17 protein-coding genes and 1 pseudogene are annotated in these 24,805 nt (G+C 63.8%); 4 read left to right on the top strand and 14 right to left on the bottom strand.

What is annotated here, in order from left to right:
• Nucleotides 1-215: 215 nt before the first annotated feature.
• A pseudogene (locus FFT10_RS23780) lies at nucleotides 216-362 on the bottom strand (IS5/IS1182 family transposase); the annotation flags it as partial.
• A gap of 1,112 nt (nucleotides 363-1,474) precedes the next feature.
• On the opposite strand from FFT10_RS23780, the gene FFT10_RS23775 reads away from it, so the two are divergent.
• The 3 genes from FFT10_RS23775 to FFT10_RS28870 all read left to right on the top strand — a co-directional run bounded on the left by FFT10_RS23775 (nucleotide 1,475) and on the right by FFT10_RS28870 (nucleotide 8,262).
• Nucleotides 1,475-6,598, top strand: a complete 5,124-nt coding sequence (locus FFT10_RS23775; protein WP_137735368.1) for a site-specific integrase — start codon at nucleotides 1,475-1,477, stop codon at nucleotides 6,596-6,598.
• A gap of 413 nt (nucleotides 6,599-7,011) precedes the next feature.
• On the top strand, nucleotides 7,012-7,722 hold the full coding sequence (locus FFT10_RS23770) for a hypothetical protein (RefSeq protein ID WP_137735367.1): 711 nt from the start codon (nucleotides 7,012-7,014) through the stop codon (nucleotides 7,720-7,722).
• 33 nt (nucleotides 7,723-7,755) lie between these two features.
• On the top strand, nucleotides 7,756-8,262 hold the full coding sequence (locus FFT10_RS28870; protein WP_373282587.1) for a helix-turn-helix domain-containing protein: 507 nt from the start codon (nucleotides 7,756-7,758) through the stop codon (nucleotides 8,260-8,262).
• A 69-nt stretch (nucleotides 8,263-8,331) separates the two neighbouring features.
• Here FFT10_RS28870 and FFT10_RS23760 read toward each other — a convergent pair whose 3' ends face one another.
• Nucleotides 8,332-8,739: a hypothetical protein gene (locus FFT10_RS23760; RefSeq protein WP_162520905.1), complete on the bottom strand. Its 408-nt coding sequence runs from the start codon at nucleotides 8,737-8,739 to the stop codon at nucleotides 8,332-8,334.
• Nucleotides 8,740-9,070: 331 nt separating this feature from the next.
• Between FFT10_RS23760 and FFT10_RS23755 the strand changes: the two genes are divergently transcribed.
• The gene (locus FFT10_RS23755; protein WP_162520904.1) at nucleotides 9,071-10,081 is read left to right on the top strand and encodes a tyrosine-type recombinase/integrase; all 1,011 of its coding nucleotides are present in this window, start codon (nucleotides 9,071-9,073) and stop codon (nucleotides 10,079-10,081) included.
• Between the two features lie 21 nt (nucleotides 10,082-10,102).
• Here the strand turns inward: FFT10_RS23755 and qatD are convergent, their stop codons facing one another.
• The 12 genes from qatD to FFT10_RS23700 all read right to left on the bottom strand — a co-directional run bounded on the left by qatD (nucleotide 10,103) and on the right by FFT10_RS23700 (nucleotide 24,629).
• Complete coding sequence (gene qatD, locus FFT10_RS23750) at nucleotides 10,103-10,867, bottom strand: Qat anti-phage system TatD family nuclease QatD (protein ID WP_137735363.1); 765 nt, start codon at nucleotides 10,865-10,867, stop codon at nucleotides 10,103-10,105.
• Complete coding sequence (gene qatC, locus FFT10_RS23745) at nucleotides 10,864-12,237, bottom strand: Qat anti-phage system QueC-like protein QatC (RefSeq protein WP_137735362.1); 1,374 nt, start codon at nucleotides 12,235-12,237, stop codon at nucleotides 10,864-10,866. Before qatC ends, qatD begins: the two co-directional genes overlap by 4 nt.
• The gene (qatB, locus tag FFT10_RS23740; protein ID WP_137735361.1) at nucleotides 12,234-12,980 is read right to left on the bottom strand and encodes a Qat anti-phage system associated protein QatB; all 747 of its coding nucleotides are present in this window, start codon (nucleotides 12,978-12,980) and stop codon (nucleotides 12,234-12,236) included. The genes qatC and qatB overlap by 4 nt, the downstream gene beginning before the upstream one ends.
• 142 nt (nucleotides 12,981-13,122) lie before the next feature.
• Complete coding sequence (qatA, locus tag FFT10_RS23735) at nucleotides 13,123-15,069, bottom strand: Qat anti-phage system ATPase QatA (protein ID WP_137735360.1); 1,947 nt, start codon at nucleotides 15,067-15,069, stop codon at nucleotides 13,123-13,125.
• 113 nt (nucleotides 15,070-15,182) lie between these two features.
• Complete coding sequence (locus FFT10_RS23730; protein ID WP_137735359.1) at nucleotides 15,183-18,266, bottom strand: type I restriction endonuclease subunit R; 3,084 nt, start codon at nucleotides 18,264-18,266, stop codon at nucleotides 15,183-15,185.
• On the bottom strand, nucleotides 18,263-18,691 hold the full coding sequence (locus tag FFT10_RS23725) for a hypothetical protein (protein ID WP_137735358.1): 429 nt from the start codon (nucleotides 18,689-18,691) through the stop codon (nucleotides 18,263-18,265). The genes FFT10_RS23730 and FFT10_RS23725 overlap by 4 nt, the downstream gene beginning before the upstream one ends.
• A complete protein-coding gene (locus FFT10_RS23720) occupies nucleotides 18,681-19,217 on the bottom strand; it encodes a nucleotidyltransferase domain-containing protein (RefSeq protein WP_228027275.1) in 537 nt (178 codons plus the stop codon). The genes FFT10_RS23725 and FFT10_RS23720 overlap by 11 nt, the downstream gene beginning before the upstream one ends.
• 97 nt (nucleotides 19,218-19,314) lie before the next feature.
• Nucleotides 19,315-19,443: a hypothetical protein gene (locus FFT10_RS28665; protein WP_265575366.1), complete on the bottom strand. Its 129-nt coding sequence runs from the start codon at nucleotides 19,441-19,443 to the stop codon at nucleotides 19,315-19,317.
• A complete protein-coding gene (locus FFT10_RS23715; RefSeq protein WP_137735356.1) occupies nucleotides 19,440-20,861 on the bottom strand; it encodes a restriction endonuclease subunit S domain-containing protein in 1,422 nt (473 codons plus the stop codon). The genes FFT10_RS28665 and FFT10_RS23715 overlap by 4 nt, the downstream gene beginning before the upstream one ends.
• The gene (locus FFT10_RS23710) at nucleotides 20,858-21,163 is read right to left on the bottom strand and encodes a hypothetical protein (RefSeq protein ID WP_137735355.1); all 306 of its coding nucleotides are present in this window, start codon (nucleotides 21,161-21,163) and stop codon (nucleotides 20,858-20,860) included. Before FFT10_RS23710 ends, FFT10_RS23715 begins: the two co-directional genes overlap by 4 nt.
• Nucleotides 21,163-22,326, bottom strand: a complete 1,164-nt coding sequence (locus FFT10_RS23705) for a PDDEXK nuclease domain-containing protein (protein WP_137735354.1) — start codon at nucleotides 22,324-22,326, stop codon at nucleotides 21,163-21,165. Before FFT10_RS23705 ends, FFT10_RS23710 begins: the two co-directional genes overlap by 1 nt.
• Nucleotides 22,323-24,629, bottom strand: coding sequence for a type I restriction-modification system subunit M (locus FFT10_RS23700; RefSeq protein WP_137735353.1), 2,307 nt, complete (start codon nucleotides 24,627-24,629; stop codon nucleotides 22,323-22,325). The genes FFT10_RS23705 and FFT10_RS23700 overlap by 4 nt, the downstream gene beginning before the upstream one ends.
• Nucleotides 24,630-24,805: the final 176 nt, after the last annotated feature.

The following is a 24,805-nucleotide window of genomic DNA, read 5'->3' as shown; positions in this document are numbered from 1 at the left end:
GCCTACATCGTGGTGGACAACAACCGAATCACCGGCTCGTACCCGGTGCCGTCGTTCATGGGAGGCCGCGGAGCGCAGACGGGCCTCGGTGTTGGCCTTCGCCATCGCTTCTGATCTGCAGGCGATCAGAGGGCTCCGGCGCTGCGTGCGGGCAAGTGGTCGAGCGCGACCAACAGCACCCCCCGCTGGTCCGAATTCGGTCGGCGGCAACAGACCCGGCCGCTGCGCGGGTAGGACGGCGCGATCGCCGCGTCCAACCGACCCCAGGGGACGATGCGCTCCATCTCGGCGAGGAACTGCTCACGCCCGGTGCTCTTCTTCTTCAAGGCGTACTCGGCGCTGGCGAAGCTGCGTTGGCTCATGCCCTGATACGGCCGCCTCAGCGTCCACCGCGCATCGCGGTCAGCCCGGATGAATCAGCGTTTCCATAGGTGCGCACTACGCATTGTCGAACCACACGGCGCTGTACGTCGACCTCGGCCGCCGGCGGTTCACGAGCGACGACCGGACCTCGACGGACGTTGGCATCGCGCACCGCTTCTGATGCTGGCGCAACCCAGGTCAGCGGTGAGGTGGCCCGCCTTTGCCCGGATCGCCAGCACTTGTTGGCCAGGGCTGCATTCGCGAATGGTCACCAGCCGGCTCAATTCTCAGCGCCAAATGACGTCCTGATAAGAACACTTTTTAGGACATCGGCAGGCGCCTGCCCGACCAACACGACCTCGGCGGTGGTGCATAAAACCAACAGCGGGGTTGACGCGCACTACGCCGAGCGAGTCATTTCCCAAGACCACGCTGCTAATATGGCGCCGTGAGTCACGCAGTCGACTCACGCGCACCGTTCCAAGCGATGCGCGTGTCCGGCTGATCGTGGGCCGTGATCCAAACGACATCGAGCGCGAGGATCACGTAGGGATCGAACGGTTTCAGCCGTTCCTCTCAATGCCGCAAATGGGTGTCTACCGCGTCAGGGTGGCAGGCGACTGGCGTCTCACGGCGCGCCAGAAGCTGTCGGGAAGTGTCTGCTTCTGCAGGTGCTCCTGAACTGTTTGCAAACCGGCCGAGGGCGCGTCCCTCGAACCGGCCAACCCAAGGAGGCAATCCGGCCGCAAGGCCCCCCGCCTCCGGTCCAGGGCGCGCTGACACCGCGTCTGAGAGACCAACCATCTGCCAGGTGGGCTTCGGCCCGCAAGGCAGGTGTCGTACGGGCTTTGATGGCGATGTTGGGTCGCCGCCTAGCCCGATTCGAAGCTGAAGCCTCCATGGGGCTACAGCGGTTTTGGTTCGGCCGGAGCGATCATGACCTTGCCTGCTGGCGCCAATGCGGCGCCCGGCTGCGACATCAGCAGCCTTTCCGCTTCCCCGCGCAGTTCACGCAGTGGGCACACCGCAGTTGCTGGTGTCCCTCGAAGATGCGTCCCTCGGTCGCGCCGAGAAGCGCTGCAGATGGTCGCTGCCATGCCGGGGGGTTTGCATGGCCAAGCGTGAGCACTTGTCGATGCGCAAGCCGGCCCCAGCCTGGCTCAATGACATCGTGCCCAACGCCGCTCATCGTCACTGGGGGCATCAACTGGCGGTAGCGCTCGACCTGGAAGTCGACGGACAAGGCGCCAGCACCGGGTTCGAGCTCACGGCGTTTGCGATGGGCCGGCATGGCGCGGCAATAGGAATCAAAGAGCTCATCGACGCTGCACTGGTGCCCGCCGCCATGGCGGCGGCAGCTCGCGCATCCATCACATACCCGCTGCTAGGCAAGCCGGGTGATCTGCCCCCCGACTCGACAACCCTCGTACTCGAGCGACTGGACAGTCGGCTGCGCCGCTGCGATGCCACGTTTCCTGGAGCAACCGCCGTCTTCAGCATCCTGCTGCGCAACGCCATCCGCGGCAAACACCACATCGGCCGTGCGACCGTGCAGCGAATGGCTTCCATGGCCGGGGCTTGCCTGGCAGATGGCAAGCCCGCTGATCGCGAGCGCTGGCGAGCTCTGGCCCGACTGCAGCCCCTGGACCTGAGGTCACTGGAGGAATTCATCAAACTCCACGGCGAGGGCGAGCCGGTGACCTTGGCGCGCACCCTGCACAAGGCACTGGCCAACAAGAAGCCATCTCCCCTGCCGTTGGAGACTGCAAACCAGCCGGGCTCAGGCAAGGACAACACACCTCCCCTGCCCTTCGCACCGGGCACGGCCCCAGGGCAGCCCACAAAGAAGACTGTCGTCCTCACGGGGCCCAGCTGGGCAGCACTGCACAGCGCCGCGTCCTATGCCGGCATGGCCGAGACCTTCAACCTCGAGCTGGATCACGCGCGCATCGACGTCAGCGAACAGGCCTTGATCGGTGCCGCTTGTCGCAAGGTCTTAAGAGGCGCCGACGACGCCGCGCTGATCGACTCCGCGCTGCTGCAGTCGGTCGCCGAAGTACTCAACTGCGACCATGACAACAGCCTCGAGCTGGCGCTCACGCCTGAGCTTGGCGAAGACACCTGGTATTGCGCGGACCTGCACTGCATCTTGCAAGACCGCCGTGCCCGTCGCGGCCTGTCCACCGATCCCAGCCGTCGCGAATGGGAGGCGGTGTATGTGTACCCGGAGGCGGTTGATCGCATCGAGCTGCTGCTCAAACGCAAGCCCGACGCCAAGCGCTTTTGGCACCTGATGCCTCATCGCAAGCAAGAAGAACTCGTGCAGGCCACGGCGGCCTGGGTCAAGTCACTCACCGATACGGCGCACCCTGCCACACCGGGACGGGCCGTGCACTCGGCATGCCTGGCCTACCGCAAGGCAGGCGCCACGGACACCGAGATTGCAGCCATCGCCAGAGCGCCCGCTGCGGCCTCAAGCTCCAGCGGCAACTACTACGCGCCGAATCCACAACGACACCATCAACTGGCCTGCGCTGCCTTCGAACTGCTGGGTCGCGAGCGGCCGCCATTGGTTGGGCCCAGCCCGCTGCTTGCTCCCCTCGACGTGCCCGACGACGAAGACCTTCGAATCGAGTGGCAGCAATTGCGCGACTGGGTTCGAACCCGGTTTGAGGCGCTCGACACGGCTGGCATTGCCGAGGTGGCCACCTTGGTCACTGAGGCCATGGCGGCCTGCCGCAAGGCCTACGAATTGCTCTCTGCGGCCCGCGACCAGGTGCGCCAGCACCCTCGCGTGGTCGACGTGAAGTCATCGGACGACTGGCACTTCGACAGCGACAAGGACACCGTCATCAACAGTGATCGGTTGCAGGCCATCACGTCTGAACTGGTGGAACTCATCCGCGTCGCGCTGCTGCTGCGCCAAAAGGCTCGCGACCGGCTGCGGACACTCGGCGTCACCGGCGACGCCATGCCCGCCGCCCTCGCGAAGATGACGCCTGACACACCGCTGTTTTGCCAGCTGAGAGCCCTTCCGACCAAGAGCGGCCTACGGCTTGTGGTCGGCGTGCTCAAGGAAGCGCACATGAAGGCGCTCTCACAGCGCTGGCACGGACCCCTCAACATGGGCCGCCGTTACTGGGTCGGGCAGGCCGCCGAGCACGGAAAGTGGCTCGACGAACAGGCGCTGACCGGACACGGCCGCGGCCTCAAACACCTGGGATCTCACTGCCTGAGCATGTCCGTCAAGCGACTGTTGGACAGCGCCAAACACCTGGTCACGGCCACGCTGCAGCGACTGGCGCTCCCTGCCTTTGGTGAGGGCATCGTGGGAACGCCGGAGCCCATCATCGTGCCTGTTGACCTGCGCAGCGTCGACCGGCGTCGTAACCGTGAGACGCGCCCCACCGACACGCCGCAACATTACGCGGAGTGGCGCACGCCGGGATTCATCGCCGCGGTCAAATCCCTTCGCCCCTATGTCGGGAAGAACAGCGGGTTGTCAGGTGCCGCGCGTGCGCTGCTGGGCCTCATCGTCGTGCAGGGCATTCACCACTCCGCTGACGTGCGAGAGGCCTGGCGCAGTCTGCGGGAGCAATGGCGCAAGAAAGGCTCGGTCTGGATCGACTGGATTCGGCACAGCGGTCAGCCGATCGAGATGCAGCTGCTCGCGCCCGTGCGCCTAGCCGCCGATGAGGTGAAAGATGCCAACGACTGGCCCTCGCTCGCCGAGGTCGAGACAGAGCTCTGCGCCTGGCTCGTCGCGCGGAATGCCGAGCATCCGCTGCGCCCTGTGAACTGGCCGAATAAGCCGAACGCGACGATCACGGCCCTTTGCTGGTTGATGGCACATTGGGTGCGGGTCCATGCCCCTGCTTTCCTGTCGCTGGCCTACGACCCTGACCTGATGACGGCCACACTGGACCGCCGTTCGCTCGACCTGCTTCAGCACCGCGAGGCCCCGGGCAAGGCGCTGAAGCTCAGGAGCTTTGGGTCTCGCCTGTCCAAGGCCCGTCCCGAGGCCATCGGCAAGGAGTCCTTGCTGTGGATTCAAACCGAGGTTGGCCTGGTGGCCAAGTCCGAGCGCCGGCTCGGCGAACGCCAAAAGCGCGCAAAGAAGGTTCAGCAAGCGTTGGCCGATACCGTGTCGGCCGCAGATCACGACACTCCGCCGGAGAGCGCCAACGAGACGGCCGAACAGCAAGCGCAGCGCTGGGCGTACCAAGCAGAGGAAATTGAGCGAGGCTTGCTCAAGACTGCCCCCCGATCGCTGATGTCGGCCAAAGCCCAGATGGTCCTGGTCTACCTCGACCTGGAGGCCATCCTGACGCGCGCGCGGCACAAGGACGCGAACGCGCCCGGCACCTGGTATGACTATGTGTCAGCGGCCAGAACCCAGCTGGAGGACAAGTGGCCTGTCAGCGCAGACCCGACGCAGATCCAGGGCAGGCGCTGGTGCAAGATCTCCCGCAAGATCCTGGCTCGCCTGCCCGCCGATACGGACATCACCCACCAGGCGCGCTGCAAGGCCTGGCGGCGCATGCTCACGGTGTTGTCCTCACATCCAGCCTATGCCGCGGCCGCCGCCGCACTGGATCAGTCGGGAACCCCTGCAGGGCCCGCAAAGTACATCGCTTCGGCCGCATCGGCACTCTGGCCGCGGCGCTTAGTGCCGGCGATTCAGGCCGGCGTCGATGAGTTGTTCGGCAACGAACCCCTGGCAGGGCCCCAGGCTCACGTGCTGCTGTCGCTGCTGCTGGATGCCGGACCTCGACGTTCACAGGCGTGCGGCATTCAGCTGGCTGACCTAGCGAAGGACGGAAGGTGGTTTGAACGGTTTCCGAGCGGGCACAACCGCAAGAAGACGGATCTGTCGATCGGCCGCTCGTTGCTGAAGCCCGCCACGGCGGCGGACATGCTGGCATTGCGCGCGCTGATGCAGAGCCTGCGCCCGACGCCAGATTACTTCTTCGTGCCCGATGCCCTCGACGACAGCCTGACCTATGCGCAAACGCTGCTCGACGCGATCCAGGACATTGCCCGCAACAAGATCGGCTCCGAATGGGTGGTCATCCACAGCGCTCGCGGCAGCGCGGCCATGGAACTGTTCGCGCCCGGCTGGGAAGGGCACATCGAGGCACTCGCGCAAGCACCGTTCCAGTTGGCCGATGCGTTGGCGATCGTGACTGCGCTGGAAGGCGATGGCCCCGATCACATGGCCAAGGTGCTCTGCTCCTTGGGTCACGCGTCCCACAAGACGTTTACGAGACGGTATGGCACCTGCTGGCCGCTGTGGTACGCGGCCAGCATGCGAGCGCTCCTGTCTGACATCGAGCTGGACCCACAGCTAATTCGCAAGATGCCACACCTTGCGGATGACACGCAGCGCAGCCACGCGCTTGGGCGTCGGCGGTGGGCCCGGTGCAACAGCCCTGAGGGCATACCCTCCGACGATTGGGACTGGCCACTCAGTCACCACTTTTCGAAGCGAACGCCAGGCCGCAAGCCCAAGCCTGCGCAGGCAGCGCCAAAACGCAGCTTGAATGCGCCCGGGGGCAACGGCGCGCAGCCAGCGTTGCGGCCCGCTGAACTGTCTTCGTTCAACTCGCTGCTCAACTACCTGGTCCATCGGCATCTGGGCCTGGGTAGGGTGGCGGCGGCGAAGGGCGCTGAGATCGGCCTTGATGTGGCAGCCTGGCTGGATGTGTGTGAAGGAGCCCCACCAGCGAAGCCGGCGGGCGAGGTCATCGATCAGCCGGGGGCCGAGAGCAGCAAAGATCGAATCGCCGAAGAGAAGGAGCCGAAGAATTCTTTGACCTTCGCCATGAACCAGCTCAACAGCTCCGATGGCCAAGCCCTGATCGCTGCACTCGCGACAGCGTCCCCCTGGTGGTGGTGGCCGCTAGCAGCACTGCTGGAAGACAGTGCCAAGGCACCGCCCGTGACAAAGGCGCTTGTTGTCCGACTGAGAGACCTGTTGCCCTCCAGCCTGGCCGTCGACGTGACGCTCTCGGCGGAGTACTTCGACGCCGCCCTGGCGGAAAGCATCAAAGACCTTGACCGCGTGCATATCAACGACTCCTCCAAGGTCCAGCGCTGGCGACCTCGAGTACGCGTGGCGCCTGAAGAGCTGAATGCAGCGGGCGATGTCGATGGCCAGGCTGCCGCAATGTTGACCCGGCTGGCGACTCTGACGCTCGCCATCTGTCCCTATCTGACCGAGTACCTGAAATGAACGAAGAACGTCTCCATCATGCCTTCCTCGAAGGGCGACTTGATCCTGTACAGCCAGCAAGTCCGGCGCATACGCTGCGATGGTCTGAGCTACCGCACTCGCCTGACGGGCGCTTCTTGATCGCTCATCTGCAACAGGCACTTCTTGCCCAACAGCAAAAGCATGAACTCAATGCGGCAACCGCCAGTTCCAATGTCCTGACAGGCAGGCTCGCTGCAGACAAAGGTCTTGAACTCACGAGTCTGGCAGTCGTCCCACGCGAAGTGAGTACGGGGCCGAATTCTCCGTCTACACCCCCACCTGCCGTCCCGAAATCAAATGCTCAACCCGAGTCGGCGGTCCCCCCTGTTCAGCCGTCCAGCGCACAGGCCCTTGCTCGATCCGACCCCGCCTCAAGCACCACAAGTGTGGCCATGCCCACCGAGCAACTGAAGTTTGCTTCAGACGTTTCACCCCTTCAGGCGCAGTTGGCCAAAGACAAGGACACGCAAAGCATCCGCAGGATTCTTCAGGCCCGGAAGCGGGGTGTCGTCCGCACGCACGAGGATCTGGACCTTCGGCTGGTCGGCGTCAATGACGAGATCCGGGTCCGTCGGATGGTCACCGAAATCGAGCCTCACACACCGCCCACAACGACGCGGAAGGGCGAAGTGCGCTGGGACGACGTCGTGGGCATCAGCAGCTACCTGCCGTTTGAGAGCCCCGTGATGGTCGTGGGCGAGTTGCGCGAAATGGCGACTACCTCAAACTCCCTGGCAGGCTCGACGATCAAGCTGCGCGTGCGCCGGGCGATGCTTCCCGCCAACCTGAAGGTCCGCAAGTATTTCAAGGCCAAGGGAGGACAGCCGCTGGAACTACACGTCGAAAGCCACGAGGTTGGCCTGCGCTTGGCCCAGTTCCTGGGCCGAGGCTCAGTGCGGGTGAAGGTCATCGTCAGCCGCGAGGTACAGGAGCATGGCCGCTGGAATCTGGTCGTCGTGGAGGTGTACCCCGAGGCACTGCGGGAGGCGGAGCGCCAAGCCCATGTGGACTGGGTCGTGCGCGAACTTGCCCGGGTGGCGCCGGCCGAGTCCGAGTGGTTTGATGCGGAGCCGGCAGCGCAGGACGCACCCAGGGAGGACTAGTTTTGAGGGGTTCGGGCTGCCAAGACAATTGAGTTGGAAGCGCGGACGGAGCGGGGGCTTCGAGACCTGTCGCGGCGCAAGCGTATTGACGTACGGCTACAGCAGCGTGCGCGCATCGTGTTGCTGTCAGCCAAGGGTATGCAGAACCAGGACATCGCCGCGGACGTCGGCCTGGACAGGCGGCAATTGGCGCTGTGGCGCTCCCGCTTCCTGGAGGGTGGCATCGAAGCGTTGAGCAAGGACGCGCCGCGCTCCGCGCGCCCGGGCAGCGTGATGGCGGAGATAGCGGCGCGCATCGTGCAGGCCACCCCTACTGGCCCGTCGTGGCTGAACATGGTTGAGCGCTTCTTCCACGACATCACCGACAAGCGCATCCGCCGCGGCAGCTCCACCAGCGTACTCGCACTCGAATTGGCCATCGACATGTACGTCACGCAGCACAACATCGAGCCCAAGCTATTCATCTGGACCGCCAGCGCTTCGGACATCCTGGCCAAGGTCGCGCTGGCAATGGCTGCGTTGGCAGCAGCCTCAGGATGAGTACCGAAAACGCCGCGCACCACACTTGCATCAGCGGTGCCCGCGTGCCAATTTTGCCGGGGTTCACCATCACCCGCCTGCCTCCTCGATGCGCACGCAGAATGCCGGCGTGTCTCCACCAGCCGCCATGCGGCTCAGGCTGAGCAGCACGACAGCGTTGCGGCTCATCAGCCAGCACGCCATCCGCCTTCGCAGTTCCGCGCCCGGTGTCGGATAGGGCCCGGGTCCACTGAAGACCATCCGACCATTGCTGGCCGGGTGGTAGTTCAGACCATGGCTCATTGCGAGGAACACCAGCGCCTTGCGCAGTTCCGCAATCGTGCTCTGTGGCGCTCCCTCGGCCACGAAGGCCTTGAGTTCCAGCGGCCCCAGAAAACGGTGCAATGGAAAGGCCTCCACTTCAACTGTCATTTGCTTCCTTTCACGATCGCCTTGCGACCTGTCGACTTCGTCAGATTGCGCCGCCAGTCCGTTCAACTAAGCCAGCCGCCGACCATTGCATCCATCCGTCTCCACGGCCGTATGGACCAATTGCAAGCTGCCCTCTCGCGGAGAGACGAAGACCTCCTGCTTGCTGTCAACGCGTCGTGTCAACAGGTGCGCAGGTAGGACCGTCAGCGCTGCTGAAAAAAAGCCCGAACTAACAGCAAACGCGATTGAGTCCGGGGAACGAAATCGCCTCCAAAAGATTCGCACTTGCCGTTAGTTCAGCCAGCCTGAGGTTCGCAGAGATGCCGTGCGCATGGCGCTGGCAAACGGCTTGGGATATCGATACAGTGAGTCGCGGAACGCTGGACGCAATTGCACGATGCCTACTCACACCCGCGATCTATTTGACGACGCCACACTGGCCAGCCCGCAGGCCTATCTCGATGCCTTCGAATCGTGGGTGGTCGCCCGTGAGCATTTCGGGGCGATCCGCGAACGCTCGTCAGTGGCCGTCTACCGCAGCATGTGGGGCGCACTCACCGCCTGGTGTGTCAGCAGAGGGCTTCACCTGGACGACCTGAAGCCCGGAGATTTCGAGGCCTATTTGCATTCCCGCGGTGGCGTGGATGAGCTGACGGCCCGCCACGCCTGGCGGCTGCTCATGCTGGCCGATGCTGTGCAGCACCATCGTGCCGCGGCGACAGGTGCGGTGCGAAACGCGGCTGCACATGAATTGCTGATGGCCACGCCCGACTGGCGGTACGCCAATGCCGCCGACAAGACGCCTTTGCCTGACCATCTTCATGCTGCCGAGGCTCGGCACCTGGTGCAGTGGCTTCTGGACCCGGCCAGTGCAACAGTCGCCGCCGGCGCGCCGGCGCACACTTGGCAAGCCCTGCGCAACCGGGCAGCGGTGGCCTTGCAACTTGGCGCCGGCTTGACGCCCGGCGACATTCGGGCGGCGACGGTGGACGGCGTGGTGTGCGAGGGCGCGCGCGTTGCGGGGCTGCCCTGGAAGATTCGACTGCCCAGGCGCGGCAGCACTCCGGCGCGCGAAGCCCCCGTCGCCCCTTGGGCAGGCCGATTACTCCGCACCTGGCTGGACACGCGCTGCGCGTTGCAGATCGGAGGAACCGCGCTCTTTCCAGCAGCGCGCGGCGGGCGCCCTTGGGGCAAGGTCGCGCAATACGCCGCCGCGAAGGCCGTGCTGGCGGCTGCGGGCGTGGCGGACACGGAGGGCGGCAGCTTCAAGCTGCGTCATACGTTCGCGCTACGCCAGCTGCGGCGCGGCACCGAGCCAGAACAAGTGGCTGAATGGCTGGGCTTGAGCGATGCTGCTGCGCTTGCTCGATATCGTAAGGTCTTGGTCGCGCCTGTCGATGTCGTTTGAAATCGTTGGGTGATTGCGTAGTCACTGACTCACCAGAGTCAATAGGTTCGCCAGGATCTGGGCTTCCATGTCGTGTGGACTCACACCTCTCACCGTCGCCAACTCGACGACGGTCTCAGCCACGGCCAGCGGCCTCACGGGAACGCCTTCCGACAAGACGAATGGGCCGTCGGTCTCGGTGAGTAACCGATCCGCGGGTAGCTGCTCCACCAGAGCGCGATGCTTTGGTGACTTAAGCATCTCGGAATTAACCGAAAAGTAGTAACCGCGATCAACGGCACGTCGAGCCTCAGAAGCAGAGCCGGTGAACCAGTGAAGCACGACATGCCCACGATCTGTTGGCAATGCTCTCTCCAGGTGCTGCAAGACCTTCGAAACCGCACGGACGCTGTGCACTGTCAGGATCTTGTTGCCCTGCTCCGCGCACATTCTCAGGATCCGCTCGAACACGTGCTCCTGAGCGTCAAAGCTCCGATAGAACCGAGGGCTGGCGTCGAGCCCTACTTCGCCCACGTACCTGGCATCTGGGAGCAGGCTCTCGAACAAGCCAATCTCTGCCGCTCGCTCGGCGACAAGCTGCGGATGAAGTCCCAACGCGACCCGCACGAGTACCGCATCGGTGGCTAACTCCCTGTTGCGCTTCCAGGCTTTAGGCGTCGTCGTCACAGCCAGAGTTGCAACGCGCTCGCGATCACACTCGGCGATGAGTTCTGCATGATCCGAGTAAAGGTCGAGGTGGCAGTGAAAATCAACCCATCTCGCCCTCTTGGACGGGGGTTCACTCATAAGGGTTCTGCCCGGACTCCGTCGAGAAGACGGGCCACCTCCTCAAGACCAGCCACGTACACGTCGGTGTAGGCCTGAAGTTCACCCATATGATCGCTCAGCGGCCCGGGCCGGTGGATGTCGAAGCGCGCGCTCTGCGGCTTGTGCCGCAGCCTGGAGATCGCCAGTTGGAACGACCGAATATGGCTACCCTCGGCCTTATCCGTGTCAATCACTTGAGCGCGGAGGTCGGGCAATTGATAGGGGGTCGCATCTTCGATTCCGCCCGCAAGCAGCGACGCTCGCCGAATGAGACATGGGACGCAGTAGCCGCAGTGCTTGGGTTGGCGCTGCGATTCGTCCTTCGCAAAGCGAGTCTTGCCGGGCGAGGAGCAGGACATCGTCTCCTTGGCATAGGATGCCAAGAACTCGTAGTCGACGCATGCGCGCGCCATCTGGCCTTTGGTTTGGAACGCATATCGATTCAGAAGACGCGCGCGAATACCAAGTGCCGTCAGCAGCTCATTCATGCGCGCCATGTAGAACGGGTGTGTCGTCCGGGTGCTCAGCGACCCGAGGCGCAGCGGATCCAACGGCACGTTGAGCGATATCCATCCATTCTCGGGCACGTGGATGGTGACGTCACCGCCCATAGCATCGGCGGCCAGCGCGGCAAGTGCGAAAAACATGAAGGAACGCCCACGTAGCGTGTCCTCTACAGGGGAATCATCGACGGTATCCGTTGGGAAACCGACGCGTGCCCGAATGTGATTGAACTCAGATGCTGCAAACCTCGCCTTCATTCTCTCGGCACACATTTTTTGGTGCTGGCTCGTGATGCCATCCCAGTAGTGGCTGATCAACAGCGGCGTCGCGCCGGCAGCGAAAAGGTCGATCGCTCCGATGAAGCTATCGAGGCCCCCTGAGAAGAGGCAAACGCAGTCGGGGTGCGCCGTCCGGAGATTCTCGGTGATCGGCGCCAGACGATCCCTGGATGGCGGACGAGCACGGAACTGCAAGGCCCACTTGTCACCGGTGAGAAAGTTCAACGCGGTCTGAAGCAGCGAGGAGACCTGCACCCACACCGCCGGCTCGGCGACAGGGACAGAGATCTCGATCTCGCGCGTCCACCCGTCTTGGGCCTCTGTCTCGCGGGAGATCCGCGTGTCCGCAGCAACCACTGTTGCAGCAACAAGGGCAAGGTCGATCGCGCACTCGCCCGGAACGAGGCCGAGCACGTCGAGTTGATCTAGCGCTTGGCCAAGGCCGAACTCGAGGCGGTCATAGTTGTCGATGAAGTTGATCTCGGTGACATGCGCGCCGACATGTCCGGGAACAACAGTTTCAGTGTCTGATACCCCGAGCCTAGCCACTATGGTGTGCGGACTCATTGCGCATCCTCTCCGGCATCCGCGATCAGCGAGAAGGCAGCCTCGTAGATCTCGTTCGATCTCTGCTCGACATCTCGATTGCTCAGTGCCTCAAGCCCGGTGAGGAGGCCGGTCAGATGGACTCGACAGCATCCTTCGATGAAGTCATGAAGTTGTTCGTGGGCACGCTCAACTGTCGGAATATCGGCAGAAAGCGTGATTCCGCGCGCTCCGATGTCGGCGATCACCCTGCCCTCGATCGACAACGCAATGAAATCAAGAAAGAACTCTCGCAGCTGTTCCGTCGAGAGCTGCGCGAACGCTGTCGGCGCCACTTGGTCCAGATTGCCGATAGCCTCAAGCATCGCCTGCCGAGAGATTGCCTCGTCGATGGCCCCGCCGGGTGGGCATAGAAACTCCAGCATCGCGAGGAACACCTCCGAGGCCGGCTGATTGGCCATGCCCTCGAGGTCAAGTTGCCGTAGCGTGTCGACCGGCCCGATTGCCTGGAAGTCCCTGACGACCCCCAAAAGCTTTGCGCCCGATGCACGAGACGACCCCATGCGTTGTGCTGCACGACGTGCGCCGCCAGCACCGCCGCTGGCTCCTCCGCTTCGGCCACTGCCACCGCCGACATAGGCCGCCATCGCCGCGCCGAGCGTGCTTGAACTGCCTGTCTTCGAGAAGCGCGTGAAGGCGGTGCGGGCGGCCGTGAATCCGCCCGCAGCGGCTGCCGAAGTGCCATCGTGCTGTGGCTGCGCCACGTCATCGCCTGCGCCGTCCCCATCACCGCCCGCTTGGGCTTGTCCGTCCGTATCCCCGTCTCCCTCGCCGCCAGTCGCGAGCCAACTGGGCACGAGCCCATTCGGGGGGCCGCCGTATCCTTTGGATGTACCCATGGCCCCATCACGCTTTCTTTGCGAGCAAACCCATGGCCTTGACGCCATGCTTCAGGGTCGAGTTGCCCTCCTGTTCACCCCAGGATGCAAGAATTGCTTTGGCCTCCGTGACAAGCGCGGGGGCCTTTACGGTCGCGACCATGCCCACTGGCCAGACGCCGACTTTGGAGATGTCCAGCGCCTTTGCAAAGTCCAACAATCGTCTTTCCATCTCAGCACTGCGCTCGGCTAGGACCAGCAGCCCTTGGATCCCCTTGGGTTCGGTCTTTAGGTCGTCCACCTGTAGCACCTGGTCGCTGACAGCGCCGAAGACCTCATCCAGTTCCTGTGCGGAGAGCTTGGCCACTTCGGCAACCGCGCCTCTCGCGACCAGTTTTCCACCCATGAGCCGTTCCACGACGCTCTCGAGGTGCGCCGAACCTGCAAATCCCCCGACAGCTCCGCGCTTGTCGCGCGTGACAAACACGTACGGCCGCAGGTCAACATCGGTGAGCGTCGGATCCATCGATGCCCAGCCCCGGATCCATTCGTTCTTGGACCAATCAGCCACTTCCTGCGTCAGCACCTCGACCTCTTCGTTCTTCGCCCCGACTTTCTTGGCACCGGTGCCGAGCTTTGCGTCGGCGGCACCGCTGTGATTGAGCGTTCGCTCGAGCTGTGCAAGGGCTGCAGGCTTGCCGGTTTCAACCGTCGCGAGCTGGGCGAGCTGCTTGTAGAAGTCCGGATAGAAGCGCTCCGCCAGCATGATCTTGCCGAGCACGGGGAGTTTGATTTCCGCGCCGAACCCGCGTTCGTTGGCGATGGCCTGCCGCAACATCATTGTGTTGAGGAACCGCTTGATCTGGCGAGGGTTCCCGTGCGTCCCCTCCGTCAATATCTTTGTCAGGACGGCGCCGATCGCATGCGCCTGGCGAACTTCCTCCGGAAGTGGTGAACCGACAGCTTCCTGCAGCTGTCGCATGTCCAGGCCACGGCTCTGCCAAGGGCGCTTCATGTCCTCACGCGCGGCGGTCAACAGCTTCTGGAAGCGCTCGTCGCCGGCCGGCAGTCCCAGCTCTACCAGCAGCAGTGTGATGTAGGCCCGGGTCTCTGCAAGGCCCAATGCTGGTACGCGGAATGGCACCTGGATAAGCTTTTCCAGGTAGTTCCTCGCGTAACTCAATGGTCCGGAGCTCGGCGGCAGATCGGGGAAGTGCTCCCTGACCGCGTACTCGATCATGACTTCGTCGGCACCGATGACGAAAGCAGTACGTTCGACCATCAGGAACAGCCGGATGGCCTCGAGCGTGGCGATCGCCGTCTTGGGAAGACACCGGTCGAGGTCGTCGATAATCACGACGAGGCGATCAAGGTCTGCGGCCTCGAGCAGTTCGTTGAATTCCTTCCTAAAGGCGTGGATGTGCTCGGGGAGACGCTCGGCATCCTTCGGAGCCTCTTTCAGAACCTCTTGCGCTTCGGCGGCCACCTTCTTCAGATCGTCGGCCGTCACATGATCCTGGGGCTTCTTAACGAAGTCCGTGACTGCGCCGACAACGTCGCGCAGTTGCTCGACCGTGGGAATCCCGGTTGCAGCCGCGAACACCATGCCACCGGCCTTTCGAGCCAGCTTTAACCAGTCGACTCTCCGCAGAACCTTTTTCGCTGCTTCGGCGACCTTTGTCGACATGGGGCGAGAGCGCCGGAGTTCATCGACGATCGTTTCGAGGACGACGGTCTTGGCGTCCTCGAAGCCCTCGAAAGTCCAACCGTTGAACCAGAGGCAGAGAACTCGATCCTTGCCTTGGAACGCGGCCTCTGTCATCTTGAGGACGCTGGACTTGCCGGCGCCCCAGTCGCCATGTACGCCGATGGTGACCGGGGCGCGCGGTGTTTCGTTGATGAAGCGGACCACGGTCCGCGCAATGGCCTCGTAGTGCAGTAGGTCGATGGCTGTTTCTTGGTCGTTCAGGAACATGAGTACTTTCGATTGCCTGCTGCCACTCGGACGGTGTTTCGATTTCTGAACTCCGAACCAGGAGCAGCCGTTAACTCGGTGAAAGGCGATGACACATCTGAAGCCTTTGCCCGTCAAGCCGGCGGCGAAGCACCCGGCATCGCGGGCCCCTGACGCGTCAACTCAAAAACCATATCCCCCACGAACCGCCGGAACGATTCGTTCTCGACGAACTGCTTGTAGACCTGCGTATCGTCCTTCAGCAGGATCTGCATCACCTTGCCCAGCGCCTGGTCGTGCGCCATGCGGGCCGTGTGCGGGGTGTTGTCCCTTGCGTTCTGGAACGCCTTGTCCGCGGCCACCTTGGGCGCGATGTCATCGCGGATGCGTTTGGCCACGCGGTCGGTGTCGGCGAACAGGGTGCCGAAGTTGTCGTTGAAGGTCTTCAGGATGTTGCTGAGCCGGTCCAGTTCGGGCTCGGGTTTGCGCCCGCCGCCTTCGGTGGGTGGTGGCGCAATCTCGGCGTTGGAGTCCGCCAGTGCGATCTTCATCTTCGCCTTCTTCTCGACTCGGTAGCTGTCCATGTCGATGGCATCCAGGATGCCCTGCGCCAGGTCCTCTTCCTTGGGTGCCGGCAGCTTGGGCAGCAGCAGGTTCAGCAAGATCGACAGCCGCTCCCAATCCGGTGCGGTGCCAGGCATCACCGAGGCCAGGAAGTCGTAGGTGCGGCAGAACACCTTGGCCTTGCCCTTGAAGTCGACCTGCTGGTCTTCGTCAAGCGTGCCGGTGTAGCGGGCCACGCAGGCGTCCAGGATGGGGTCGAGCTGATCGCGCTCGGCGCCGGCCAGGAACAGCGCCACGAACTGCTGCATCTGCTCGGGCGCGTAGACCTGCGCGGCGTCCAGCGCGCCCTTCAGGTCATGCAACTTGTTCGGGTCGGTCTCTTCGGCGAGCAGCGTTGTGCGGTAGTAGTCCTGGAACGCGTAGGTGATGGTCTCGTTGTTGTTCTGGAAGTCGAGCACGAAACAGTCGTGCTTCTGCGGGTGGGCGCGGTTCAGGCGCGACAGCGTCTGCACGGCCTTGATGCCCGACAGCGCCTTGTCTACGTACATGGTGTGCAGCAGCGGCTCGTCGTAGCCGGTCTGGAACTTGTCGGCGCAGATCAGAAAGCGGTACGGGTCATCCTGGATCTTGTCGGCGATGTCCTTGCTCGGGAAGCCGTTGAGCGAGGCCTCGCTGACCTTGGCGCCGCCGTATTCGTGCTCGCCCGAAAACGCCACGATGGCCTGGTACGGGCTCTTGCGCTCCACCAGGTAGGCCTTCATCGCGTGGAAGTACTGGATGGCGCGTTCAATGCCACTGGTCACCACCATCGCCCGCGCCTGCCCGCCGATCTTGCCGGCGGCCAGCACCTGTTCATGGAAGTGGTCCACCATGATCTCGGCCTTCAGGCGGATCGCGTGGTCGTTGCTTTCCACGTAGCGACGCAGCTTCTTCTTCGCCTTCTTGGTGTCGAACTCCGGGTCGTCCTCGATCTTCTTGACCAGCTTGTAGTAGCTGTCCACCGGCACATAGTTTTCCAGCACGTCCAGGATGAAGCGCTCCTGCACGGCCTGCTTCATGCTGTAGTTGTGGAAGGGCCGGTGCTTGACCTTGCCTTCGGCATCGGGCGGCAGCGGCTCGCCGAACATCTCCAGCGTCTTGTTCTTGGGTGTGGCGGTGAAGGCGAAGTAGCTGGCGTTGGTCAGCATCTTGCGTGCGGCCATGCGCGCTTCCAGCGCCGCGTTCACCACGTCTTCGGCGTCGCGCTCCTCGGCATCGTCGGCCGCGCCGGCATCAGCGCCCTCCCCCAAAGCCTTGCCCATCGCGGCCGAGGTCTTGCCACCCTGCCCCGAATGCGCCTCGTCGATGACGATGGCAAAGCGCTTGTCACCGACGGCGCCGATCTCGTCCAGCACCCACGGGAACTTCTGCACCGTGGTGACGATGATCTTCTTGCCCTGCTCGATGAAGCGCCGCAGGTCGCCCGAGTGTTCGGCGTGGCCCACCGTCGCGCCAACCTGCATGAACTGCCTGATAGTTTTCTGGATCTGGTCGTCCAGGATGCGCCGGTCAGTGATGACGATGACCGAATCGAAGACCGGTTGGCCGCCCTGCCCTTCGCCCTTCGCTGCATCGTGCTTGACGCCGATGAGCTGGTGCGCCAGCCAGGCGATGGAATTGGACTTGCCGCTGCCGGCCGAGTGCTGGATCAGGTAACGCCGGCCCACGCCGTGCACGCGCACATCGGCCAGCGCCTTGCGCACCACGTCCAGCTGGTGGTAGCGCGGGAAGGCCTGGGTGCGCTTCTTCTTGCCGGTCTTCGGGTGCTTGATTTCGACGACCTGGGCGTAGTTCTCCAGGATGTCGGTCAGGCCCACCGGCGTGAGCATCTCTTTCCAGAGGTAGGCGGTCTTCAAGCCTTGTGGGTTGGGCGGGTTGCCGGCGCCGTCCTCGTAACCTTGGTTGAAAGGCAGGAACCACGAGGCCTTGCCGGCCAACGCCGTGCACATGCGCACCTCGGCATCGTCCACGGCGAAGTGCACCACGCAGCGGCCGAACTCGAACAACCGCTCGCGCGGGTTGCGGTCGCGCCGGTACTGTTCCACCGCGTCTTCCACGGTCTGCTTGGTCAGGCTGTTCTTCAGCTCAAAGGTGGCGATGGGCAGGCCGTTGATGAACAGGCCCAGGTCCAGCGCGCGGCGGGTCTCGTCGATGCTGTAGGCCAGCTGGCGCGTGATGGTGAAACGGTTTTTCGCATGCAGCGCCGCAGCCTTGGCGTTGCCTTCTGACGGCTTGCCGTAGAACAGATCGAAGTGGCCAGCCGGGTGGTGGTCGATGCCCTTGCGCAGCACGTCGATGGCGCCCCGCTTTCCCAGTTCGGCCGACAGCCGGGTCAGGAACTTCAGGCGGTTGATGTCCTTGGCGTCATGGGCATCGGCCATGCCCAGCTTCTTGAAGGCCTCGGGCTGCGTGGCGCGCAGGAAGGCGAAGAGCTGGGCCACGTCCAGCGCGTGGGCGCGGTCGTAGTCCTTGGGGCTGCCGGCGAGGTAGCCGGTGCCGCCGTAGCGTGCGGGCGGCTCGGTCACCGCGCCGGGCGTGACGGCCAGGCCGTCGGTGCCGGTCATGTGCCGGACGATCAGCGATTCGAGGCCCTTCTCGCTGACGTCGGTGCTCATGCTTTGGCGTCTGGTTTCGGCAGCTTGTGGATGGCCGCCAACAGCAGCCCGGTGGCGGCCAGCAGATCCACCAGCAATTGGTCGTCGTGCTCCAGGTGCCCTTCATATTCGGCCAGGTTGCGCTGCTCGTGCGCCCTGGCCAAGACCCGCCACTGCGCCGCCGGCAGCCCCAGCGTGTGCGGCAGCGCCTGGAAAACAAGATACCGGTTGTCCGACCGGTAGCCCAGCCGCCGCAGGGCGTAGAGCGCGAGCGCGTGGGCGGCGTTGTAGGCCAGATCGAAGCGACTGTCGAACGCGAGGTCGGCGCGCTGCGCATCCGTCAGCCGGCGCTCACCAGACGCCAGCAGGCCCGCCAACTCCCGCGCATTGGGCGGCTCGGCCTTGATCTTGCCGATGCGCTGCAGATTCGCCAGCTCAGTCGACATCGTCGCCGCCGATCAGCATCAGTCGGGGCTGGCTTGCGATGCGGGCGGCAAAACTGTCCGCCTCGCCACGCTTGCGCTGCCATTCGGCCACCGACATCAGGTTGGGATGGATGGTGCGCCCCAGTGCGGCCTCGGCTGTTTGCAGGGCTTCGTACAGCGTCGGGTAGTCCAAGGCCTCGGCGACGACCATCAGGTCGATGTCGCTGACGGCATGCTCTTCGCCACGCGCCACCGAGCCGTAGACGAAGGCCAGGCTGATCTTGTCAACCAGCGGCGCCAGCGCTTGTTGCAGCGGGAATGCCAGGCCGACGCTCTTGCGGATCAGACCGGCCAGCTCGGCAAACACGGGCGACGCCGGATTGGCCTGGTAGTGTTTCTGGTTGCCCACGTGGGCCACCGTCACCAGCCCGGTCTGCGCCAGTTTGGTGAGCAAGCGGTGAACCGCCCCGGTGCCGGACTTGGCCAAGCGGATCAGCTCACCGCTCTGAAACCGCCGCTCCGGCTGGCCGAACAGCCAGCCCAGCACGCGCTGCTGCACAGGCGTGAACAGCGCGTCGGCCAGCGAAGCCGGCGTCAACGGTGTCGGGGTGGTGCCGCCTGTCGTTCCCATTTAGGGAATGATCCTACCCAAATCGGGAAGGCAAGACAAGCTTGGTTGTGGCGCTGAGATGCGCGACCGTCAGGCCGTCGGTGCCTGTCATGTTCCGGACGATCAGCGATTCGAGGCCCTTGTCGCTGATGTCGGTGGTCATGCTTCGGCTTCCTCATCAGCAAGTTCGCTGTCCTCCCTCTCGTCACCAGGATCTTCGGCGAAATCGGCAGACACTTCGTCGGGCATTCGCGCCGCAGCATCGCGAACATCGAGTTGACCGGTGACTACTTCAGCGATCAATCGAGTGCCGTATTCGCGGAGGAATTCGATCTCTCGTTCCAGGCGCGCAATGGCCGCTGTCAGTGGTTGGGTGTCGGCCGCTATTCGCTGGACAATTTGAAGCTGTTCTGGCAGCGGAGGAACAGCCAGCCAGAGATTCTTGAGAACGCCCTGGCCAATGTTCTGCATTGAGCTGCTCGCACCATTGGTGCTGCTCTCGATCTGCGCGCGGCACGGCCTGGACCGTAGCAGCAGAACGAGGTACTTTGAATCGAAGCAAGCTGCCAGGGCGCGAAAGCGAAACAGCTTGTCGCAAAGCAAGAGCTTCTTGCGCGGGCTCTCTGCCAACGCAGCTAAGCCCAACAGTTCGGTAGTGTTCGCGCGGCTTACAAGAATGTCGCCGTCCGCCACTTCCAAGCTGGGATCTGGTTGAAGTGTCGCCGGCAGCCTCTTGTTTTGTGCCCCTCGGAACATGTCCTTGTTGACGCAGCCGACCTTCAGGACACCCCATTCGTTATCGCCTGCAGGTTGTGCGTCGCACTGTGGCGACCAGCCCTGCTCGATGCGCGAAATGCAGTGCTTGAGCCGTGCAGTAGTCCAATGACTTGGTATGTTACCCAGCCAGGGTATGCCTGAAGGCTTGAATCTGCCAGTGGGATCAATGCCGCACGTGACAGCACGCTGGACGACTGCGCGCTTCTGCTCTATCAGCAGCGCAATGACTTTGCGTTTCGCTCGGATCGTTCTTTCCAACCTGCCATTCGCCCAATCCAGAAACCGCACGATTGCAGCTTGTTCTGCCGGCGGCGGACACGGTGACCGCATTTGCTTGAACTGATCCCAATAAAGCCGATTGCGGTCCTTCACGATGCCGCGCGACGCCGCATCGATTTCGGCCATGTAGTCGCCGGTCCGAAACAGCGCCGCGAAGTATTGCGGTTCGACATCTGGGTAGGGCCGCGCCACGACGTAGGCCGGGCTCACCAGGCCATCGACCGGACAGATGCCGAGTGCGCCTTGCCACATGCGCATCGTGTTGTAGGCCAGGTAGCCCTTCACTGCGCGCTTGTACTTGCCAAAGTCCGACATGACCTGCTTGCGCTTGGCCCCGCCGAAACTGCGCACCTGAACGCCCGTCTTGAGCGATACCTCCAGGATCGGCAGTTCGGCATAGCCGGTCTGGCTGCGCTGGCCGAAGAGGCTGCCGTTTCGCACGACGCGCCAATGTGCCGGCACCTGACCCAGCCAAGGTAGCCCCGAGTCTTTGTACTGCGCGTAGGGTTTGAGGTCGGCGATCACGCCATGTCCCCCTGCTCGTCGCTGTCCCACCGCTCCCGGTAGGCATTGATATAGAAGGCCGTAGCCGCTGGGTCAACCTGCCAGTAGTGGCGGCACAGCTGCCGGTACAGCAGCACCACGGGCTCATACCCACAGAAGTCCAGCAGGCCACCCAACGTGTGCTCGATGTGTTGGGGGTCGCGGCTGTTGCTGCGCACGATGTCGTCCACCACCGGCCGGTATTGCAGCGCCGCCCGTTGCTCAAGCTCACCCATGCTGTCCACCAGGTCGAGGATGGCCTGGGGCGGGCTACCATCGGGCATCACGCGCGGCCCTCCGCATCAGGCAGGCGCCGGGCCGCCTGTTCCCGCGCATGCTCCATCGCCTGGTGCAAACGCTCGCGCAGCATCGGCAGCGGTGGCAAGGCGGTGAGGTACTCGCTGACGCGGATGGACTTGGCGTCGAGTTGCAGCAGTTCCACCTGCTCGGCGTCGGCCGCCGCACACAGGATCAGGCCAATCGGCGCTTCTTCGCCCGGCGCACGTTCATGCTTGTCCAGCCAGCGCAGGTACAGCTCCATCTGGCCGACGTGGGCCGGCTGAAAAGACTCCAGCTTCAACTCAACGGCGATCAACCGGCGCAGGTGGCGGTGGAAGAACAGCAGGTCGAGGTGGAAGTCATCTTTGCCCACGCTCATGCGCTTCTGGCGGGCGACGAAGGCGAAGCCGGTGCCCAGTTCCAGCAGCACGCCTTCGATCTCGCGCAGCATGGCGCTTTCCAGATCGCGCTCGCTGTAGGCGCCCTTCAGGCCCAGCAGGTCCAGCAAGTAGGGGTCGCGGAACACGGTGTCGGGGCTCATCTGCCCGTCGCGCAGCTTGCCGATCTCAGCCGAGATCACGGCCTTCGGCCGCTTCGACAGCGCGGTGCGCTGGTACAGCATGCCGCCGATCTTCTGGCGCAGGGTGCGGACGTCCCAGCGCTCGATGCGGCACATCTCGGCATAGAAGTCGCGGGCCAACGGGTCCTTGATGGGCAGCAGTTCGACGAAGTGGCTCCAGCTCAAAGTTTGCGACAGCGTCGCAAGAATCTGCTCGTCTGTCATCCACTCGGCGAAGCGCGCCATCCGGGTCAGTGCGGTGTAGTTGAAGCCCGTGCCGAACTCGGAGGTCAATTCTTGCGACACCGTCGCAAGAATCTGCTTGCCGTAGGCGGCGCGCCCGGCCTGCAGGCTGTCCCGCAACAGGCGGTGGCCGATCTGCCAGCACAGCAGCGTGTAGGTGGCGTTGGCCGCGGTGGCCAGCCGCTGGCGCGCCGACTGCACCAGACCGCGCAAGTCCGACAGCAGCGCCGAGGTGTCGGCCTCGGTCTTCGGCCTGGCGGCGGCCTTGGTGACCAGGGCCGTGCCCGCCGAGGCCTTCGCCGCCGCCGAAGCCGGTGTCGCAGCCTTGGCCACGCCGCGGCTGGCGGGCACCGTCGCCTTCTTCATGCCTCGGCCTTCGCCACCAGCAAACCATCCAGCAGGCCTTCGGCCTCTTTCTCGATGGCCAGGATGTCGGCGCTGATCTCGGCCAGCGTGCGCAGCGGCTGCGGCTTGTAGAAGTGGCGCGTGAAGCTGATCTCGTAACCGATCTTGGTGGCGTCGTTGTTGACCCAGGCGTCGGGCGTGTAGGGCAGCACCTCGCGGCGGATGAAGGCCTCGATGCCGCCCTCTTCCAGCAACGGCACCTGCTCGGTGTCGCGCAGGTCGGCGTCGGGTTCGTATTCGACGACGCAAGGCTTGCCAGCGACCTCCGCGTCGTACAGACCGAGCATTGGGTCGGCCGTCAGCTTGCCGGGTTTGTGCACCTTGGCGATGACAGGGGGCGCGGTCTCGACACGCCAGCTCACGGCCTTGAGGATCAGCTTCAGCTCGGCGGCGGGCAGCTTGGTGCCGGCCTTCTTCAGCACGGCATCGACGCGGTCGCGAAAGAGGTTGTGGTCTTCGAACAGTCTGTCGCCCATTGATGCGCGCAGGGCGGTGGCCACTTCGACCAGGCGGCCGTCGCGCTTCCAGGTCGTGGGGTCGAGCAGCTTCTTGCGCTTCTTCTCCGGCAGGCCTTTCTTCGGCGCGCCGATTTCGTCATCGTCAGCGTCTTCGTCGTCACCGCCCCAGTCGGCCAGGCGCTGGTCCAGGGCGGTGGCGCTGGCACCGAAGTTGTTGAAGAGTTCGTCGCCGAATTCTTCATACAGCACGGCGCGCAGGTCTTCATCACCCGAGGCGAAGCGCAGCGTCTCGATGGCCTTCAGCGACAACTGGCTGTGCAGGCGCAGCGGCCGCTCGACCGTGACCTTCCAGTAGCCGAAGGCGGCATTGGGGAAGATCTTGGATTCGGGCGTCTCCTTGAAGTCGAGGAAGGTGTGCCCGATACGCTCGATGTCGTCGGGCCCGAGCTCGCAGTTCTTCTTGCCCAGGTTCTTGCGCAGCGGCTTGAACCACTGGCTGGCGTCGATGAGCTGCACCCTGCCCTGCCGGTGCGCGGGCTTGCGGTTGCTCAGCACCCACACGTAGGTGGCGATGCCGGTGTTGTAGAACAGGTTCAGCGGCAGCGCGACCAGGGCTTCGACCCAGTCGTTCTCGATCAGCCAGCGGCGGATGTTGCTTTCGCCCTGGCCGGCGTCGCCGGTGAACAGCGACGAACCGTTGTGCACCTCGGCGATGCGGCTGCCCAGCGCCGAGCTGTGGTTCATCTTCGACGCCATGTTGACGAGGAAGAGCATCTGGCCGTCACTGGAGCGGGTGACCAGCGACAGCTCTTCGCCTTCGTGCACGACCTTGAATCGCGGGTCACGCATGCCGTCCTTGCCGCCCATCGCCTCAAGGTCCTTCTTCCAACTCTTGCCGTAGGGCGGGTTGGCGACCATGAAGTCGAATTCCTGGCCCGGGAAGGCATCGTGCGCCAGCGTTGACCACTCGGCACCGCCGACGATGTGGTCGGCGTTCTCACCCTCCCCTTTGATCAACATGTCGGCCTTGCAGATCGCGTAGGTCTCGGGGTTGATCTCCTGGCCATACAGGCCGCACTTGATGTCCAGGCCGCGCCTGTTGCCGATGGCGGTGAGCGCTTCCTCGGCCACGGTCAGCATGCCGCCGGTGCCGCAGGCGTCGTCGTACAACAGGTAGGTGCCGGACTTGAGCTGGTTTTCGACGGGTAGGAACACCAGGTTGGCCATCAGCCGCACGGCGTCGCGCGGAGTCCAGTGTTCGCCGGCCTCTTCGTTGTTGTCTTCGTTGAACTTGCGCACCAGCTCTTCGAACACGGTGCCCATCGCGTGGTTGTCGATGCCGGCTGGCGAGAGGTCGATGTCGGGGTCGAGGAACTTGTTGATCAGCGTGCCCAGCGCATCCGCTTTGGACAGCGTTGGCAACTGGTTGCGGAACTTGAAGTTCTCCAGGATGTCCTGGACGTTGGGCGAGAAGCCATCGAGGTAGTCGACGAAGTCGGCCAGCAACTGCTGGGTGTTACCTCGCGATTTCAGATCACGCAGCGTGAAGCGCGAGGTGTTGTAGAAGGCCTGGCCTGCGGCGTTTGCCAGCGCGGCGCGCTGCTCAGTGATGTGCGCGTCGTCGAGCATCTGCTTGGTGTCGAGCACGGCCTGCTTGGTGGGCTCGAGGACGGCGTCCATGCGCCGCAGCACGCACATCGGCAGGATGACATCGGGGTACTTGCCGCGCCTGAAGAGGTCGCGCAGGACATCGTCGGCGATGCCCCAGATGAAGGAGACGATGCGGTTATGGGTTGCCTGGTCCACGGTGTTTGCTTTTCTCGAAATCGTTGGCCGGGAATCATCGAACTCGCAGGCCCAAGCCCTGCGAGACATTGTTGCTTACCCAGGCATTCGAGCCATCAACGCACACCGTTGTCTTGACTTGGCGGCGGCCTGTTGCGACCCCGCACTTTCTGCTTCGGGCGCGGATCCAGAAGCGT

Origin of the sequence: Pseudaquabacterium pictum (assembly GCF_005403045.1) — a bacterium.
Taxonomy (GTDB): domain Bacteria; phylum Pseudomonadota; class Gammaproteobacteria; order Burkholderiales; family Burkholderiaceae_C; genus Pseudaquabacterium; species Pseudaquabacterium pictum.
This window is presented reverse-complemented; position numbering and strand designations above follow the sequence as displayed.